Source organism: Microbulbifer elongatus (genome assembly GCF_021165935.1).
In the GTDB taxonomy this organism is placed as follows: domain Bacteria; phylum Pseudomonadota; class Gammaproteobacteria; order Pseudomonadales; family Cellvibrionaceae; genus Microbulbifer; species Microbulbifer elongatus.
Genome location: NZ_CP088953.1, coordinates 569,633 through 584,806 on the forward strand (window position 1 = coordinate 569,633; position 15,174 = coordinate 584,806).

The 15,174-nt window shown below is 58.3% G+C and carries 15 protein-coding genes; 1 reads left to right on the top strand and 14 read right to left on the bottom strand.

Features of this window, described 5'->3' with window-relative positions:
* Window positions 1-71: 71 nt before the first annotated feature.
* From LRR79_RS02290 to LRR79_RS02355, 14 genes are all read right to left on the bottom strand, one after another.
* Entirely contained in the window at window positions 72-473 is a 402-nt protein-coding gene (locus LRR79_RS02290; RefSeq protein WP_231758808.1) for a hypothetical protein, read from the bottom strand.
* A gap of 25 nt (window positions 474-498) precedes the next feature.
* Entirely contained in the window at window positions 499-1,962 is a 1,464-nt protein-coding gene (gene ubiD / locus LRR79_RS02295; protein WP_231758809.1) for a 4-hydroxy-3-polyprenylbenzoate decarboxylase, read from the bottom strand.
* Between the two features lie 153 nt (window positions 1,963-2,115).
* A complete protein-coding gene (locus LRR79_RS02300) occupies window positions 2,116-2,385 on the bottom strand; it encodes an RNA recognition motif domain-containing protein (RefSeq protein WP_010133764.1) in 270 nt (89 codons plus the stop codon).
* A gap of 296 nt (window positions 2,386-2,681) precedes the next feature.
* Complete coding sequence (gene rho, locus LRR79_RS02305) at window positions 2,682-3,941, bottom strand: transcription termination factor Rho (RefSeq protein WP_231758810.1); 1,260 nt, start codon at window positions 3,939-3,941, stop codon at window positions 2,682-2,684.
* Between the two features lie 409 nt (window positions 3,942-4,350).
* Window positions 4,351-4,677, bottom strand: a complete 327-nt coding sequence (trxA, locus tag LRR79_RS02310; protein ID WP_043320505.1) for a thioredoxin TrxA — start codon at window positions 4,675-4,677, stop codon at window positions 4,351-4,353.
* Window positions 4,678-4,924: 247 nt separating this feature from the next.
* Window positions 4,925-6,157 carry a radical SAM family heme chaperone HemW gene (gene hemW, locus LRR79_RS02315; protein ID WP_231758811.1) on the bottom strand — a complete coding sequence of 411 codons (1,233 nt, stop codon included), beginning with the start codon at window positions 6,155-6,157 and terminating at the stop codon, window positions 4,925-4,927.
* Between the two features lie 39 nt (window positions 6,158-6,196).
* The gene (rdgB, locus tag LRR79_RS02320) at window positions 6,197-6,838 is read right to left on the bottom strand and encodes an RdgB/HAM1 family non-canonical purine NTP pyrophosphatase (RefSeq protein ID WP_231758812.1); all 642 of its coding nucleotides are present in this window, start codon (window positions 6,836-6,838) and stop codon (window positions 6,197-6,199) included.
* 34 nt (window positions 6,839-6,872) lie between these two features.
* Window positions 6,873-7,322 (bottom strand): DUF4426 domain-containing protein, encoded by a 450-nt coding sequence (locus LRR79_RS02325; protein ID WP_231758813.1) that lies wholly within the window; start codon window positions 7,320-7,322, stop codon window positions 6,873-6,875.
* A gap of 68 nt (window positions 7,323-7,390) precedes the next feature.
* Window positions 7,391-7,981 carry a methionine biosynthesis protein MetW gene (metW, locus tag LRR79_RS02330; RefSeq protein ID WP_231759968.1) on the bottom strand — a complete coding sequence of 197 codons (591 nt, stop codon included), beginning with the start codon at window positions 7,979-7,981 and terminating at the stop codon, window positions 7,391-7,393.
* Window positions 7,981-9,204, bottom strand: coding sequence for a homoserine O-succinyltransferase MetX (gene metX, locus LRR79_RS02335; RefSeq protein ID WP_231758814.1), 1,224 nt, complete (start codon window positions 9,202-9,204; stop codon window positions 7,981-7,983). Before metX ends, metW begins: the two co-directional genes overlap by 1 nt.
* Window positions 9,205-9,507: 303 nt before the next feature.
* Window positions 9,508-11,475, bottom strand: a complete 1,968-nt coding sequence (locus LRR79_RS02340; protein ID WP_231758815.1) for a dynamin family protein — start codon at window positions 11,473-11,475, stop codon at window positions 9,508-9,510.
* Between the two features lie 331 nt (window positions 11,476-11,806).
* Window positions 11,807-12,412 carry a YggT family protein gene (locus LRR79_RS02345; protein WP_231758816.1) on the bottom strand — a complete coding sequence of 202 codons (606 nt, stop codon included), beginning with the start codon at window positions 12,410-12,412 and terminating at the stop codon, window positions 11,807-11,809.
* A gap of 24 nt (window positions 12,413-12,436) precedes the next feature.
* Entirely contained in the window at window positions 12,437-13,264 is an 828-nt protein-coding gene (gene proC, locus LRR79_RS02350) for a pyrroline-5-carboxylate reductase (protein ID WP_231758817.1), read from the bottom strand.
* 23 nt (window positions 13,265-13,287) lie between these two features.
* Window positions 13,288-13,986: a YggS family pyridoxal phosphate-dependent enzyme gene (locus LRR79_RS02355; RefSeq protein ID WP_231758818.1), complete on the bottom strand. Its 699-nt coding sequence runs from the start codon at window positions 13,984-13,986 to the stop codon at window positions 13,288-13,290.
* 111 nt (window positions 13,987-14,097) lie between these two features.
* Here LRR79_RS02355 and LRR79_RS02360 point away from each other — a divergent pair, with 111 nt between their 5' ends.
* Window positions 14,098-15,132 (top strand): type IV pilus twitching motility protein PilT, encoded by a 1,035-nt coding sequence (locus LRR79_RS02360; RefSeq protein ID WP_010133748.1) that lies wholly within the window; start codon window positions 14,098-14,100, stop codon window positions 15,130-15,132.
* Window positions 15,133-15,174: the final 42 nt, after the last annotated feature.

Genomic DNA, 15,174 nt, shown 5'->3' on the forward strand with positions numbered 1-15,174 from the left:
ATATATAGGCACAATATCCATATATAGGAATAAGTGTTCATATTTGGCTACTTATTCCTATATGTGGCCACCTAAATTTCAATGCTAAAATCAACATCTTGGCATTCATTCACTAACCCTTCCTTGATTCTGTGCCCTAGCCCCAACCCTATCGCGACGCCTCTCGTGGTTATCCAGGATCGTGTGCCAGGGCTGTACCTGGCACCGGCAGATTTCAGCAGTTGCTGATATTCACACTCTCTTGCAAATACTTTTACCGCGACCGCATCGGCCCGCCTTCTTGCACTGCGGCTTCTTTCGCTGCTTCCCGGACTCGCTTTCGGGCGCTCATCTACAATCAGCTCAACGGTGGTATATATTTTTGACCCGCAGTCGGATTGCCGATAACGAACAGCGCAAAGTCTTTCCCCGTAGCGTCGTTGATACGCCTTGGAGCCTTTGTCGCCAGGCTTGATTGTCTTGGTAACTTCCATTTGCCCTCCATGGCATGAATGTTTATCAAATCCCGAGCTTGTCCCAGATTTCATCGATCTGCTGTGTCACTTCCGGGTCTTTTACGATCGGGCGCCCCCACTCTCTGGTTGTCTCACCTTCCCATTTGTTGGTCGCATCAAAGCCAATTTTCGAGCCGAGGCCGGAGACCGGAGAGGCGAAATCCAGGTAGTCGATCGGGGTATTCTCCACCATTACCGTATCGCGTGCGGGGTCCATTCTGGTGGTCATGGCCCAGATTACATCTTTCCAATCCCGGGCGTTTACGTCGTCGTCGGTGACGATGACAAATTTGGTGTACATGAACTGTCGCAGAAATGACCAGACCCCCATCATCACCCGTTTGGCGTGGCCGGCGTACTGCTTTTTCATTGTGACAACGGCGAGCCTGTAGGAGCAGCCCTCCGGGGGAAGATAGAAATCGACAATCTCCGGGAATTGCTTGCGCAGTATTGGTACGAAGACCTCATTTAATGCTTCCCCCAGTACGGCGGGTTCATCCGGCGGACGGCCGGTGTAGGTACTGTGATAGATGGGATCTTTGCGGTGGGTGATCTTTTCCACGGTAAAAACCGGGAAGCGATCGACTTCATTGTAATAGCCGGTGTGGTCGCCGTAGGGGCCTTCGTCGGCCATATCGTCCGGGTAGATGTAGCCTTCGAGCACATATTCGGCACTGGCCGGTACCTGCAGGTTACTGAGCCTGGCGTCTGCTACTTCGGTCTTACTGCCGCGCAGGAGTCCGGCAAAGGCGTATTCCGAGAGGGTATCCGGCACCGGGGTGACCGCCCCGAGGATGGTCGCAGGGTCCGCACCCAACGCGACGGCGACCGGGAACGGCTCGCCCGGATACTGCTGCTGCCATTCGCGGAAGTCCAGGGCGCCCCCGCGGTGAGAGAGCCAACGCATGATCAGGCGGTTTTTGCCGATCAGCTGCATGCGGTAGATACCGAGGTTCTGGCGTTTCTTTTCCGGTCCGCGGGTGATCACCAGAGGCCAGGTAACCAGAGGCGCGGCATCCCCGGGCCAACAGGTCTGTATCGGCAGTCTGGTGAGATCAATATCGGCGGTGTCGATTTCAAATTGTTGCGAGTCGGCCTTGCTCACCACCTTGGGCCCCATGTACATGACCTGCTTGAAGATGGGGAGCTTTTGCCAGGCGTCTTTGAAGCCTTCCGGCGGTTGCGGCTCTTTCAGGAACGCGAGCAGCTCGCCCACCTGACGCAGCTCATTGACCGACTCTTTACCCATCCCGAGGGCGACGCGCTCGGGTGTGCCGAACAGGTTGGCGAGGACCGGGGTGTCGTAACCGGTGGGGTTTTCAAACAGCAGAGCGGGACCGCCGGCACGCAATACGCGATCGGCAATTTCGGTCATTTCCAGCACGGGGCTGACAGGGTGTTTGATTCGCTTGAGAAGGCCGCGCTTTTCCAGTAACTGGATAAAGTCGCGCAGGTCTTTGTATTTCATGTTTTACCGGTCGATGACTGTAGGCAACGGCCAGTGTAAAACAGACAGAGAAAAAAATAACGCCGCGCTGGTATCAGGCGCCGTAGAAAGCGGAGGGAGGTGGGGAACAACCCGCAGCGGTTGAGCTGCGGGCTGCCGAACTTCTAAGAGATCTTAGAAGCGGGGGCGACGCGGACGGTCTTCGCGCGGCTTGGCTTCGTTAACACGGATGTTACGGCCAGACAGCGGCTGATCATTCATTTCTTCGATAGCCTTACGCGCTTCGTCGTCGTTCGGCATTTCTACGAAACCAAAACCTTTAGAACGGCCAGTTTCCCGGTCAGTGATTACAGTAGCCCGGGAGATTTCACCGAACGCACCAAATGCTTCGTGCAGTTCGTCAGAGGTTACGCCGTAGGCCAGATTTCCGATATAGATATTCACAAAAAAGTCTCACTAGAGTCAGTGGGCTGTCGAGCAATACACAAATGGCAACCAGCTCCACCGAGTTCACCATTTGAGATTGATCCAGAGTCGCTCGACTTCCCAGCCGCGCGGGATCAATTCGGTCAGTGTTGAAATACTGTTCAACACTTTATTGTTGGCCTTTATATGCCTATCGCAATGCCTTTTCAACTGAATTCGGCGTAATTTCACGCCTGTTTTATCGCATTGCAAAAATTGTCCATTCCATGCAAAAAAGGCCTGCATATTGCGCAGGCCTTTACTCTGTATCGGAATTATTTCCGTTTCATGGACAAGAAGAATTCGTCGTTGGTTTTGAAGTCTTTGAGCTTGTCGATCAGGAATTCGGTGGCGGCGAGATCTTCCATATCGTGCAGCAGCTTGCGCAGGATCCACACCCGCTGCAGCTCCCCTTCCGGCATTAGCAGCTCTTCGCGGCGGGTACCGGAACGACGCACGTTGATTGCGGGGTATACACGTTTTTCAGCGATCTTGCGGTCCAGCTGCAGCTCCATGTTACCGGTGCCCTTGAACTCTTCGAAGATCACTTCGTCCATTTTGGAGCCCGTATCCACCAGGGCGGTAGCGATGATAGACAGGCTGCCGCCTTCTTCAATGTTACGCGCTGCACCAAAGAAGCGCTTGGGCCGCTCCAGGGCGTGGGCATCCACACCACCGGTAAGCACTTTACCGGAGCTCGGCACGGTGGTGTTGTACGCGCGTGCCAGGCGGGTAATGGAGTCCAGCAGGATCACCACGTCTTTCTTGTGTTCGACCAGGCGCTTGGCCTTTTCGATCACCATTTCGGCGACCTGTACGTGGCGCGCCGGCGGCTCGTCAAAGGTGGACGCAACCACTTCACCACGCACGGAGCGCTGCATCTCGGTAACCTCTTCCGGGCGCTCGTCGATCAGCAGTACGATCAGATGACACTCGGGGTTGTTGCGGGTAATGGCCTGGGCCATGTTCTGCAACATGATGGTCTTACCGGCCTTGGGCGGTGCGACGATCAGCCCGCGCTGACCTTTGCCGATGGGGGCTACCAGGTCGATGATGCGGCCGATGAGGTCTTCGGAGGAGCCGTTACCACATTCGAGACCGAGGCGGTCGTTGGGGAACAGCGGGGTGAGGTTTTCGAAAAGAATCTTGTTGCGGGCGTTTTCCGGCTTGTCGAAGTTGATCTCGCTGACTTTCAGCAGGGCAAAGTAGCGTTCACCTTCTTTGGGGGGGCGAATCTTGCCGGAAATGGAGTCGCCGGTACGCAGGTTAAAGCGTCGAATCTGGCTGGGGGATACGTAGATATCATCGGGGCCGGCCAGATAGGAGGAGTCCGCAGACCGCAGGAAACCAAAGCCATCCTGAAGGATTTCCAATACACCTTCGCCATAGATGTCTTCGCCGCTTTTGGCGTGGCGCTTCAGGATATTGAATATGATGTCCTGTTTGCGCGAGCGGGCGACATTCTCGAGTCCCGCGCCCTTGGCAATTTCGATCAGTTCTTCAATGGGTTTGGTTTTTAATTCAGAAAGGTTCATACCAATTGCTTTATTACGGTTTCTTCTGTCGGTTGGCGCGGACGCGCCGGACGTTTCTGCGGAGGGGGTTGAAGTTTCGATGGTGATATTGCCCGGTTCGACATGCCGACGGTTTGACTGACCGCACGCAACTCTTCACAGATAAACGACTCGCTAATACGAATGACCACTCGCAAGGGCACACCGGATGCGGCAGAAGTGCCAGGCGGGGATCGTTCAACTTGAGGAGTTTGCGCCGGAGAGGCTGCGTCAGCAGCGGGGTTGGCGACTTGGCTCAGGTCTGGACTGAACAGTTAATTTGATTACTAGGCAGTATAACCGCAGTTCGGCATCCTGCAAGGCCTAATTCTTATACATTCCGGCCCTTAAAACGGCAGGCGAGGCGCCCAGGGCGCCCCGCTCGCGGAGATCAGATCTGGCTGTCGATGAATTCGGTCAGCTGTGCGCGGGACAGCGCCCCGACCTTGGTGCCTTCCACATTGCCGCCCTTGAACAGCAGCAGGGTGGGGATACCACGCACGTTGTACTTGGCGGCGGCTTCCTTGTTGGCATCCACGTCCACTTTGACGATTTTCAGCTTCTCGCCGTAGTGACCCGCCAGATCTTCCAGCACCGGTGCGATCATCTTGCAGGGGCCACACCATTGTGCCCAGAAGTCCACCAGTACCGGGCCTTCCGCCTTGAGTACTTCAGCTTCAAATTCTGCATCGGTTACGTTGACGATGTTCGCGCTCATAGTGCTTTCCTGTGATTCGGTTTCTTTAGGCCCAGCGGCTGTGCCGGCAGACATGACAGACTGCGCAGGCAATCGTGAAGCGGCCGCGCCGGAAGTCATGATAAGTACCGCCCGCAGGCCCCGCAAGGCAAATGGTCTCGTCGCCACTGGCAATTCGTCCCATTATAAGGGCGTGTTATTGCAGCAGATTGGCATTGCGCTCTATATGAGGGCCGCGGCCGCCATTTCAAGGGCCCGGTTGCACCGGTCACTCTTCCGGCAGAAATCGCTGCAGAATGTCGTCCACATAGTCATAGCCGAAGGGCGTGGTGGCGATGCTGGGCCCCAGAGGGCGGACCAGCTCCATAGCCTGAAGACGGCCCCATTCTCCGGCCAGGCTCTCCAGGGTCAGTCCGGTATAACTGGTATAGGTCTCCGCCGGCACGCCCTCTTCCAGGCGCAGGGCATTCATCAGGAATTCCAGCGGCCGCTCCGGTGACTGCACTTCTTTGACTTTCGGCAAGGGAAAGGCGTTGCCGCCCTCCCCGGTCTCGCACCCCAGTGCCAGATAATGCTGTGGCGCCCGGGTGCGCTGGGTGCGGAGGATGCGGCCGCTTTCGGGAAGAGTAAATTTGCCATGGGCGCCGGCGCCGATGCCAATATAGTCGGCAAACGACCAGTAATTCAGGTTGTGACGGGCGGCGAGCCCGGCGCGACCGTAGGCGGAGACTTCGTAACGCTGGTAGCCCTCGCTGGCGAGATAGGCCCGCCCCGCCCGCTGGATCGCGGCAATCTGTTCCGAGCCCGGGGTGACCGGTGGCGCGGAATAAAAGGCGGTGTTGGGTTCGATGGTGAGCTGGTACCAGGAAATATGCTCGACGCCCAACGCCACCGCTCGCTCCAGATCCCTCAGCGCATCCTGCTCCCCCTGCCCCGGCAGGCCGTGCATCAGGTCGATATTGATATTGTCGAAACCCGCCGCCCGGGCCTGACTGGCGGCAATCCGGGCCTCATCTCCACTATGAATCCGGCCCAGATTCTGCAGCTGCAGCGGGTCGAAGCTCTGTACGCCGATGGACAGACGGTTGACCCCGGCACGGTGATAGCCCGCAAACTTGGCCTGTTCAAAGGTGCCCGGGTTGGCCTCCAGAGTAATTTCAATGCCCTCCTCGAACCCCACCAGCGATTCCGCCAGATCGAGAATCCGGCCGATGGCGAGGGGCGAGAACAGGCTCGGGGTACCGCCGCCGAAGAAGATCGAACCCAGCTTGCGGCCCTGGATCCACGGCAACTGGCTGCGCAGATCGCGCTCCAGCTGATCCACGTATTCCGCTTCCGGCAAATGCCGCTCGCCGGCAGTCTCCCCTTGCGCGTGCTCGATCGAGCCCGCCACACTCTGTTGAGTGCCTGCGGCGAAAACATGAGAGTTGAAATCGCAATAGGGACACTTCCGCACACACCAGGGAATGTGTACATACAAGCTGAGCGGGGGTAATTGCATGGGCAGCGATGCGGCGCTTTGCGGGCTCTTCAACACGGATCAGAACAGCTTCTTGCCGGCATCGGCCTGGTGCTGCTGCGGCAATACCATTTCTCCATGCCACAGCTGCTCGAATTTCCACACTGCCAGAGCACGGTGACTGAGGCGATTTTTCACCTCCCGGGGTAACTGTGCAGAAGTGAGTTTTTCAGACGCCACGTAAAACAGCGGGTCGTAGCCGAACCCCTGATCACCGGCCGGGCGCGTGAGGATTTGTCCGCTCCAGCGGGCAGTACATATCAGGGGCACCGGGTCCTCGGCGCTGCGGACAAATGCCAGCGCGCAGTGAAAGCTCGCACCGCGCTTTTCCATGGGTACGCCGTCCAGCGCTTCGAGCAATTTCTGGTTGTTGTCCGCATCCGAGGCGCCCGCACCGGCATAGCGGGCGGAGTAAATACCCGGAGCACCGTCGAGTACATCCACTGCGAGACCGGAGTCGTCCGCCAACGCCGGGAGGCCGCTGGCTGCGCTGGCGTGACGCGCCTTGATCAGGGCATTCTCGATAAAACTGAGCCCGGTTTCTTCCGCTTCTTCCTGCAAAAAGTCCGACTGCGGCAACACCGCAATCTGCCAGCCGGAAAACAACTGGGAGAACTCTTTCAACTTGCCGGCGTTGCCGCTGGCGAGAACAATTCTATCCATGAATGCTCAGTATGATCGTTGCCGTCAGAGGCCGTCAGTTTTTATGCAACTGGCGACGAAAGGTCAGCTCCTGGGTGCTGCCGTCAGGCATGACCAGGTCAATGTTGAAAGTAAGGCTCTCTTCGTGCTCGAAGCGGAACGGTGCCAGATAGTACACCGCCCCCTGATCGCGAATTTCCTTGAATTCCAGCGCGCGGGATTGTTGAATCAGGTTGGTTGCATTGCCTGAGACCCCAGCGCTGGTACCCTGGGTTTCGCCAACTTTGCTGACGGAGATATTGACGAAGGCGCGGTCCCGGGCGCGCACCAGCTTGTAGTGCTGCGCAATTTCCGGAGAGATAAAGTCGCTGTTGAATACCGAGTAGGAGACCCGGTAATCGCCAAAGACCTTGTGGTTCTCGATGGTTTTCGCACCCTGGGCCGCGGCGGCTGTAGCCCAAAGCAACAGGGCTATGGAAATAAATGCTGCAAAATAACGTTTCACGGCGTTCTCCTGTAGATCGGCTTCTTTGGTTTCTCGGCGGCGCCAGAAACAACCTTCTGCTACCAATATTAGCGAGTCAGATGGTAAATCGCTGTTTCACCGAAGAGATTCGGCAAAAAATCCTTCAATACCCCGGATACTGTGGATTCTGAGACCACCTGGCGATGCAGTATTTTCCAGCGGTGCTGGCGACAGAGCACTTCAAAGTCTCTGAAAGTACAAAAGTGAATATTGGGTGTGTCGTACCATTCGTAGGGTAATAAGTCCGATACCGGCATACGACCGGAAACGGCCAGATGCCAGCGCGCTTTCCACTGACCAAAATTCGGGAAGGTGATAATACACTCCCGCCCTACCCGCAGCATTTCTTCCACAACCAGGTGCGGAAAGCGCAGGGTCTGCAACGCCTGGGTCATCACCACGGTATCAAAACTGTGATCGGCAAAATTTTTCAGACCGTTATCCAGGTTCTGTTCGACGACATTCACACCGCGCTCGACGCACTTCTGGATCTGCTTCGGATCAATTTCCAGGCCGTAACCGCTGACCTGTTTTTCTCTGGTCAACCGCTCAAGCAGGGTGCCATCGCCACAACCAAGGTCGAGCACGCGGGACTTTTCCGGTACCCAGTCGTAGATGATATCCAGGTCCTGACGAATCATTTGGCCACCCCACTGGTAATCTCTGCACTGTGTTCGCGGGCGACATTATTCATATAGGCCGAGAAAAACTTTTCGTAGCGCTCATTGGGTAGCAGAAAGGCGTCGTGCCCCATGGGAGATTCCACCTCTGCGTAAGTCACGGGAATATTTGCGTGCATCAGCGCATCGACAATCTCCCGCGAGCGCTCGGGGGCGAAACGCCAGTCCGAGGTGAACGAAACCAGCATAAATTTGCAACGTGCGTGGGAGAACGCTTCCACCGGGTCATCGTTGTATTCCCGCGCCAGGTCAAAATAATCCAGTGCGCGGGTCATCAGAATGTAGGTGTTCGGATCGAAGCTACCGGAGAAGGTATCGCCCTGATAGCGCAGATAACTCTGCACCTGAAATTCCACCAGTTCTTCGACGCCCTGCTCAAAAGTACCGGAGCGCAGCTCGCGACCAAACTTTTTCCCCAACCCGTCGTCGGACAAATAAGTGATATGTCCGATCATCCGCGCCACCGAGAGACCGTGGCGTGGCAGAGTTTTCTCTTCCAAATAGCGGCCATCGCGAAAATCCGGGTCCGAAGTGATCGCCTGACGGGCGGTTTCGTTGAACGCAATATTTTGTGCGGACAGTTTCATCGCCGAGGCGATTACCACACAGTGACGCAACCGGTCCGGGTACTCCAGGGACCAGCGCATGGCCTGCATTCCACCGAGGCTGCCGCCGACCACTGCAGCCCACTGCTGGATGCCGAGCAAATCCGCCAGTCGCGCCTGACTGTGCACCCAGTCCCGCGCGCGCAGTGGTGGGAAATCCGGGCCCCAGGGTTTACCGGTTTGCGGGTTGACGGAAGATGGGCCGGTGGAACCATGGCAGCCGCCGAGGTTGTTGACCGCGACCACAAAGAATTTGTTGGTGTCGATGGGTTTGCCGGGGCCGATATAGTGATCCCACCAGCCGGGGCGCTTGTCGGTTTCGCTGTGGAAGCCGGCGGCATGGTGGTGGCCGGAGAGCGCGTGGCAGATCAGGACGCCGTTGCTTTTGTCGGCGTTGAGGGTCCCATAGGTTTCATAAACGAGCGTGTATTCGTCGAGTACGCGGCCGCAGGCCAGTTTGAAGGGGCCGGGGAAGGTATGGCTTTTCGGCTCGACGATGCCGACAGAGTTTGCGGGCAATCCTGCCGGTTTTCCTGATTGGGGCGTGTGCGCTTCCGTGGTCAAAATCTTTCGCATGTGGTTACTGGGCGGGGCGCCAAGTTTACGAAAGCTGGGGGCGGGAGTACACCTGTTAACTTTTGTGGTACTTCGTCTTGTGGTATCTCGCCGCCCTGCCACCGGGTACTGCTGCGCGAGACACGAGCTAGGCGCCCCCCCCTCAACCCATCCATGGGGGGTCTTCCGCGAGGTCCCTCTCGCAGACAAAACGTAAGTTTTGGACGCCAAAGGCGCCCGCAGGGTGAGGGCAGGCACTGCCCGAATCAACGTCTCGCGCAGCAGTACCCGGCGTCAGGGCTACCCGCGAGACTTTGCAACAACTTAGGTGGTCGCCGGGGCTTTCAGTGGAGTCACGTTGTTCGCTACCGGCGCCGGTGGAATCGGCTGGGGGGCTGCGTGGGTGTGCCTGAGCAGGTCTTCCAGCGCACCGAGGGCACTGTGGTTGCGCACCAGCTCTTCTTCCAGCGCGCGCAGGTCGGTGCGTTTGCTGCGAGTTTTCTGCTTGAGCTCGGTAAGCTTGATCAGATGGCGGTTCAGCAGGTGTTTCTGGTACTGAACGTGTTGTTTCAGCGGCTCCAGAACCTGTTCGAGCCAGCCGTCCACAGAGGAGATCATCTGGCTGTACATACGCCCCACTTCGTTGGCGAGGGTCGCTACGAAGCGTTCGGTAAGACGGTTGCGACGGGCCAGCAGCAGTTGCGGTGAACGGCGCAGCTGTGCGGCCTGACGGTGCAGGCCGCGCAGGGCAGCGCGGAAGCCGGCAATATCGAAGTGCTGCTCGGCGGAGATGATGTTGTTCAGGGTGGAGCGGTCATAGATCGCGTCCACGAGACGGTTGGCCTGGTCCACTTCCCGTTCCAGATTCCCCAGCTGGTGTTCGACACCGCCCATAAAGCCGTCGATGGCGCGGGCCAGACCGAGGGGAGACCAACGTTCGTTGAGGGCGGCGCGGGTTTCGTCGATCAGCTGCTGCAATTGCTGGCTGGAGACCGGGGCCAGCAGGGAGCCTCGCTGACGGGACAGCATGCGCTGGCTGGATTTCAGGGTCAGCAACTCCTGGTGACAGTACTTGTGCTGTTCCTTGGCGGTGGTATGCAACTGCTTGAGCTCTTCAATCTGATCCGGGCTGGTGGCGCCCTGGCGCTTCAGATGATCGAGGGTTGCGCGGCCGCTGTTGAGACGGCGCTTGAGCAGATCGCGGGTATCCGCCATCAGGGTCAGCGCCTGATGCAGGGAGCGGTGGTTGGCGACCTTGTCGCGGTGCTCGAGCAGACGGTGCACCAGTAGTTGCTCGAAATCGCCAAAACGGCTCTGCTGCAGCATAACCGGATCGCGCTCGGCGCGGGCCAGCAGTGCTTTTTTCGCGGAAACGCCGACCACATTTTCCTGCGGCAGCGCCAGCAGTTTGCTCACTTCCGCGCGCATCTTACGCAGCATCTGATCCGCATCCTCGTCCGGATCGTCCCACAGCACATCGATTTTGTTCAGCAGTGCCATCACCGCGGTACCGCGGTGTTCCTTCAGCGGCACCAGGTGGGTTTCCCACATATTCAGGTCGGTACCGCTGACACCGGCGTCGGCGGAGAGCAGGAAGGCCACGGCCTGGGCACCCGGCAGGGTGGACAGGGTCAGCTCTGGTTCGTTGCCGAGGGCGTTCAGCCCCGGTGTGTCAATAATCCGCAGGCCCTGGGCCAGCAGCGGGTGCGGCAGGGAAATCAGCGCGTAGCGCCAGGCCGGGATCTGGACCAGGTTGCCGTTTCCATCCAGGTGGCGACGGTCGAAGCCGTAGCGGGCGGCCTCTTCCGGGGTGACCGCTTTGGTGGCGGCGACCTTCATCAGCGCGTCGCGGGTGGCCTCCGCATCGTCTGGGTCGAAATCAAAGTTGACCCATTTCTGCGGAATCCGCCGGAAACTCTCCAGACTGGTGTTGGTGGCCAGGGTCTCGATGGGCAGCAGGCGTACCGAGGCCTGTTCGGTGCCATCACTGAAAATTTCCGTGGGGCACATGGTGGTGCGACCGGGGCGCGACGGCAGCAGCCGCTTGCCGTAGGTGTGGGACAGCAGTGCGTTGATCAGCTCGGTCTTGCCGCGGGAAAACTCACCAACCAGGGCGACGGTGAACTGGTCTTCCACCAGCAGCTGGCGCGCCTGCTGAACGACCTGGCGGGCACCGGCGGAGTTGGGGAAGTGTTCTTCCAGCCAGTGGCTGAATTGACTGAACTGGGTGTCCAGCCCCTTCTTCCAACGGTCGTAATCGGCAATATGCTGGCGCAAGGTCGCTTCTTCCATGTTTAGTGTTCTTATTGAGTACTACTTACGGATTTAGCTGCCATTCTCCAGCAAGCCGCCATGGAGTTAAACCCTGACACCACAATTTCGCGAACTGGCGCGAACTGGATAGACAGAGAAAGAAGAAATAAAGAAGGGGAGTGAGCGGGAAGCGAAAAAGATGACAGTTAAGACAGTTCTGAGGAGTGCGATAAGAATCGCTGCAGAGCGTAGCGAGCAGGCCTGTGGTGGATTCGTCGGAGCGCATTGAGCGGAATGTACACGCAGTACATGAGCACCAATAGCACCGCCGGATTCGCCACAGGCTTGCGCAGTAGCTCTGCGGTGATTCTTAGAAGGGGATGTGCCAGAACAGGTTATACACCAACTGCGGCATATTCGCGCTCTGCGCGAATCCCACCAGCAACTTATCCACAACCGTCAGCAGGATAAACACAAAAATCGGGCTGATATCGATCACCCCCAACGGTGGAATCACCTTGCGCACCGGCGCGTAAACCGGCTCCAGCAACTGGCGCAGCAGTATCAGTGCCGGGTGGGAGCTCTGTGGTGCGATCCAGCTGACCACGATGGAAATCAGCATACCCACAAACAGGATGGCAATCAGCGTCATCAACACGCCAAGGAAGGCCCACAACAGTGCGCTCAGGGGATTGAGCATTCCAGCACCGGCCAGGAAGCCGGCGCCGATAATCATGACCCAGGCCACCAGCAGTGCCAGCACCAGGGAGGCCATATCGATACCAAACAGGCCCGGTACGATTTTGCGCAGTGGGCGCAGCAGCGGGTTAGTGACTTTGACAATGCCCTGAGAAATCGGATTGTAAAAATCCGCCCGCGCCAGCTGCAGCATAAAGCGCAGCAGCACCGCAAACAGAAACAGGATACCGATGGTGGCGAGAATAAATACGCCGATGTTGCTGAAGGTGTTGACCATCAAAAGTCCTTTCTTTGCAGTCTGTTATTTGTCGAGTTCGTTGGCCATCTCCGCGGCACGCGCCGCGCAATCGCCCATGGCCTGCTCCACCAGTTGTGGCAGGCCACCCTCCTGAAACCGTTTGATTGCACGCTCGGTGGTGCCATTGGGCGACATGACATTGCGCTTGAGTTGCGCCACATCCACATCCGCGGCCACCGCAAGTTTCGCCGCGCCCAGTGCGGTTTGCAAGGTAAGGCGTTCGGCATCCGCCCGATCCATGCCAGCCTTCTCTGCCGCATCGATCATGGATTCCATAAACTGAAAATAGTACGCCGGGCCGGAGCCGGATACCGCGATCACCTGGTCAATGCCGGATTCCTGCTCCACCCACAGAGCGATGCCCACCGCATCCGCCATCTGGGTGGCCACCGATTTGTGTTCGTCGGTAACGCCATCGCCGGCGTACAGGCCGGTCACACCGGTACCCACAAGCGCGGGTGTATTGGGCATGGCGCGCACGATGGGCACCCCGGCACCCAGCCAGCGTTGGTAAGCCGCCAGTGGAATACCTGCGGCCAGAGTGATCACCAGAGGTTTGCGGGCGCTCACTTCTTTGGCAATGGTCTCACACAGTGCCTTCATCATCTGCGGCTTGACCGACAGCACGATGACATCCGCGTCCTTGATCGCGCTCAGGTTGTCGGTACTGCCGTGTACGCCGGTGCGCTTGCAGAAAGCCTTCAGCTTCTGCTCGTCGCGACCAGTGGCAACAATCCGGTCCGCTGGGTAGCCACTGGCCACCATTCCACCAATGACCGCACCCGCCATATTGCCGGCGCCGCCGATAAAGACCATTTTGTGATCAGACATAAAATCCTCTGAATCCTGTTCCGTCATCGTTTCCGTGAACCAAAGATATCGGTGCCAATACGCACAATGGTGGCACCACTGAAGATGGCCGCTTCCATATCGCCGGACATACCCATGGACAGTGTGTCCAGCGGCTGCTCCGGCAGCTGCGTCCTAAGGTCTTTCAGCAACTCCGCCAGCTGCAGAAACGGCGTGCGCTGGTCGTCATTAGCAGCGCGGGGGGCGGGGATCGCCATCAGTCCGCGCAGTTGCAGGTTGGGCAGCACCGCCACGGCAGCCGCCAGCTCCGCCAGCTTCTCCGGGCTGACGCCGGATTTACTGTCCTCGTCATCAATATTTACTTGCAGACACACATTCAGCGGCGGCAGATCCGGCGGGCGCTGTTCCGACAATCGCCGTGCAATTTTTAGCCGATCCAGCGAGTGCAGCCAGTGAAAGTGCTCCGCCACATCCCGGGTTTTGTTGGATTGCAGCGGGCCAATGAAGTGCCAGGTGATCTCGCAGCCTTCCAGCGCCTCCTGTTTCTCCAGCGCCTCCTGCAGATAGTTTTCCCCAAAGTGGCGCTGCCCCGCGTTATACGCCACTCGCAGGTCTTCCGCCGGGCGGGTTTTCGATACCGCCAGCAGAGTGACGGTATCGGCTTGCCGGTCACAACTATCACAGGCTGTGACGATCCGCTCAGTGACGGAATTGAGGTTTTCGGGGATAGACCCTTTGCGCATATACTGGCACCCAACTTTTGCTCGGCGGGCATTCTATGCGCTCATTGCCCGCACGTCATATTGACGGTCCTATCAACAGAGCAGCGTAAGAGAAGAATAAAGGGTAGCAGTATGGACATTACAGAACTCCTCGCCTTCAGCGCCAAACAGAACGCCTCCGACTTGCACCTCTCTGCGGGCCTGCCGCCGATGATCCGGGTCGACGGCGACGTGCGCCGTATCAACCTGCCGCCCATGGAGCACAAGCAGGTGCACGGCCTGATCTACGAGATCATGAACGACAAGCAGCGCAAGGACTACGAAGAGTTCCTGGAGACCGACTTCTCTTTCGAAGTCCCCGGTGTGGCCCGCTTCCGTGTGAACGCGTTCAACCACAACCGCGGTGCCGGCGCCGTATTCCGGACCATTCCCTCCAAGGTACTCACCATGGAAGATCTGGGCATGGGACAGGTGTTCAAGCAGATCTCCGACACCCCCAGAGGCCTGGTGCTGGTGACCGGCCCCACCGGCTCCGGTAAGTCCACCTCGCTCGCGGCCATGATCGACTACATCAACGACAACAAGTACGAGCACATCCTCACCGTCGAGGACCCGATCGAATTCGTGCACGAATCCAAGAAGTGCCTGGTCAACCAGCGGGAAGTCCACCGCGACACCCACGGCTTCGCCGAAGCCCTGCGCTCGGCGCTGCGGGAAGACCCGGACATCATCCTCGTGGGTGAGATGCGGGACCTCGAGACCATCCGCCTGGCACTGACCGCCGCGGAAACCGGCCACCTGGTATTCGGCACACTGCACACCACCTCCGCCGCCAAGACCATCGACCGTGTTGTCGACGTGTTCCCCGCGGAAGAAAAAGCCATGGTGCGCTCCATGCTGTCGGAATCCCTGCAGGCGGTCATCTCCCAGACCCTGCTCAAGCGCAACGGCGGCGGCCGTGTCGCCGCCCACGAAATCATGCGCGGCACCCCGGCGATCCGGAACCTGATCCGTGAGGACAAGATCGCGCAGATGTACTCCGCCATCCAGACCGGCGCCAACGTGGGCATGCAGACCATGGACCAGTGCCTGCAGGACCTGGTCGAGAAGCGCATCATCAGCCGCGAAGTGGCGCGTGAGAAAGCAAAAATGCCGGAGAATTTCTAAACCTCCGCAAGCTGGATCCCGGTTCAAGGCCGGGATGACGAA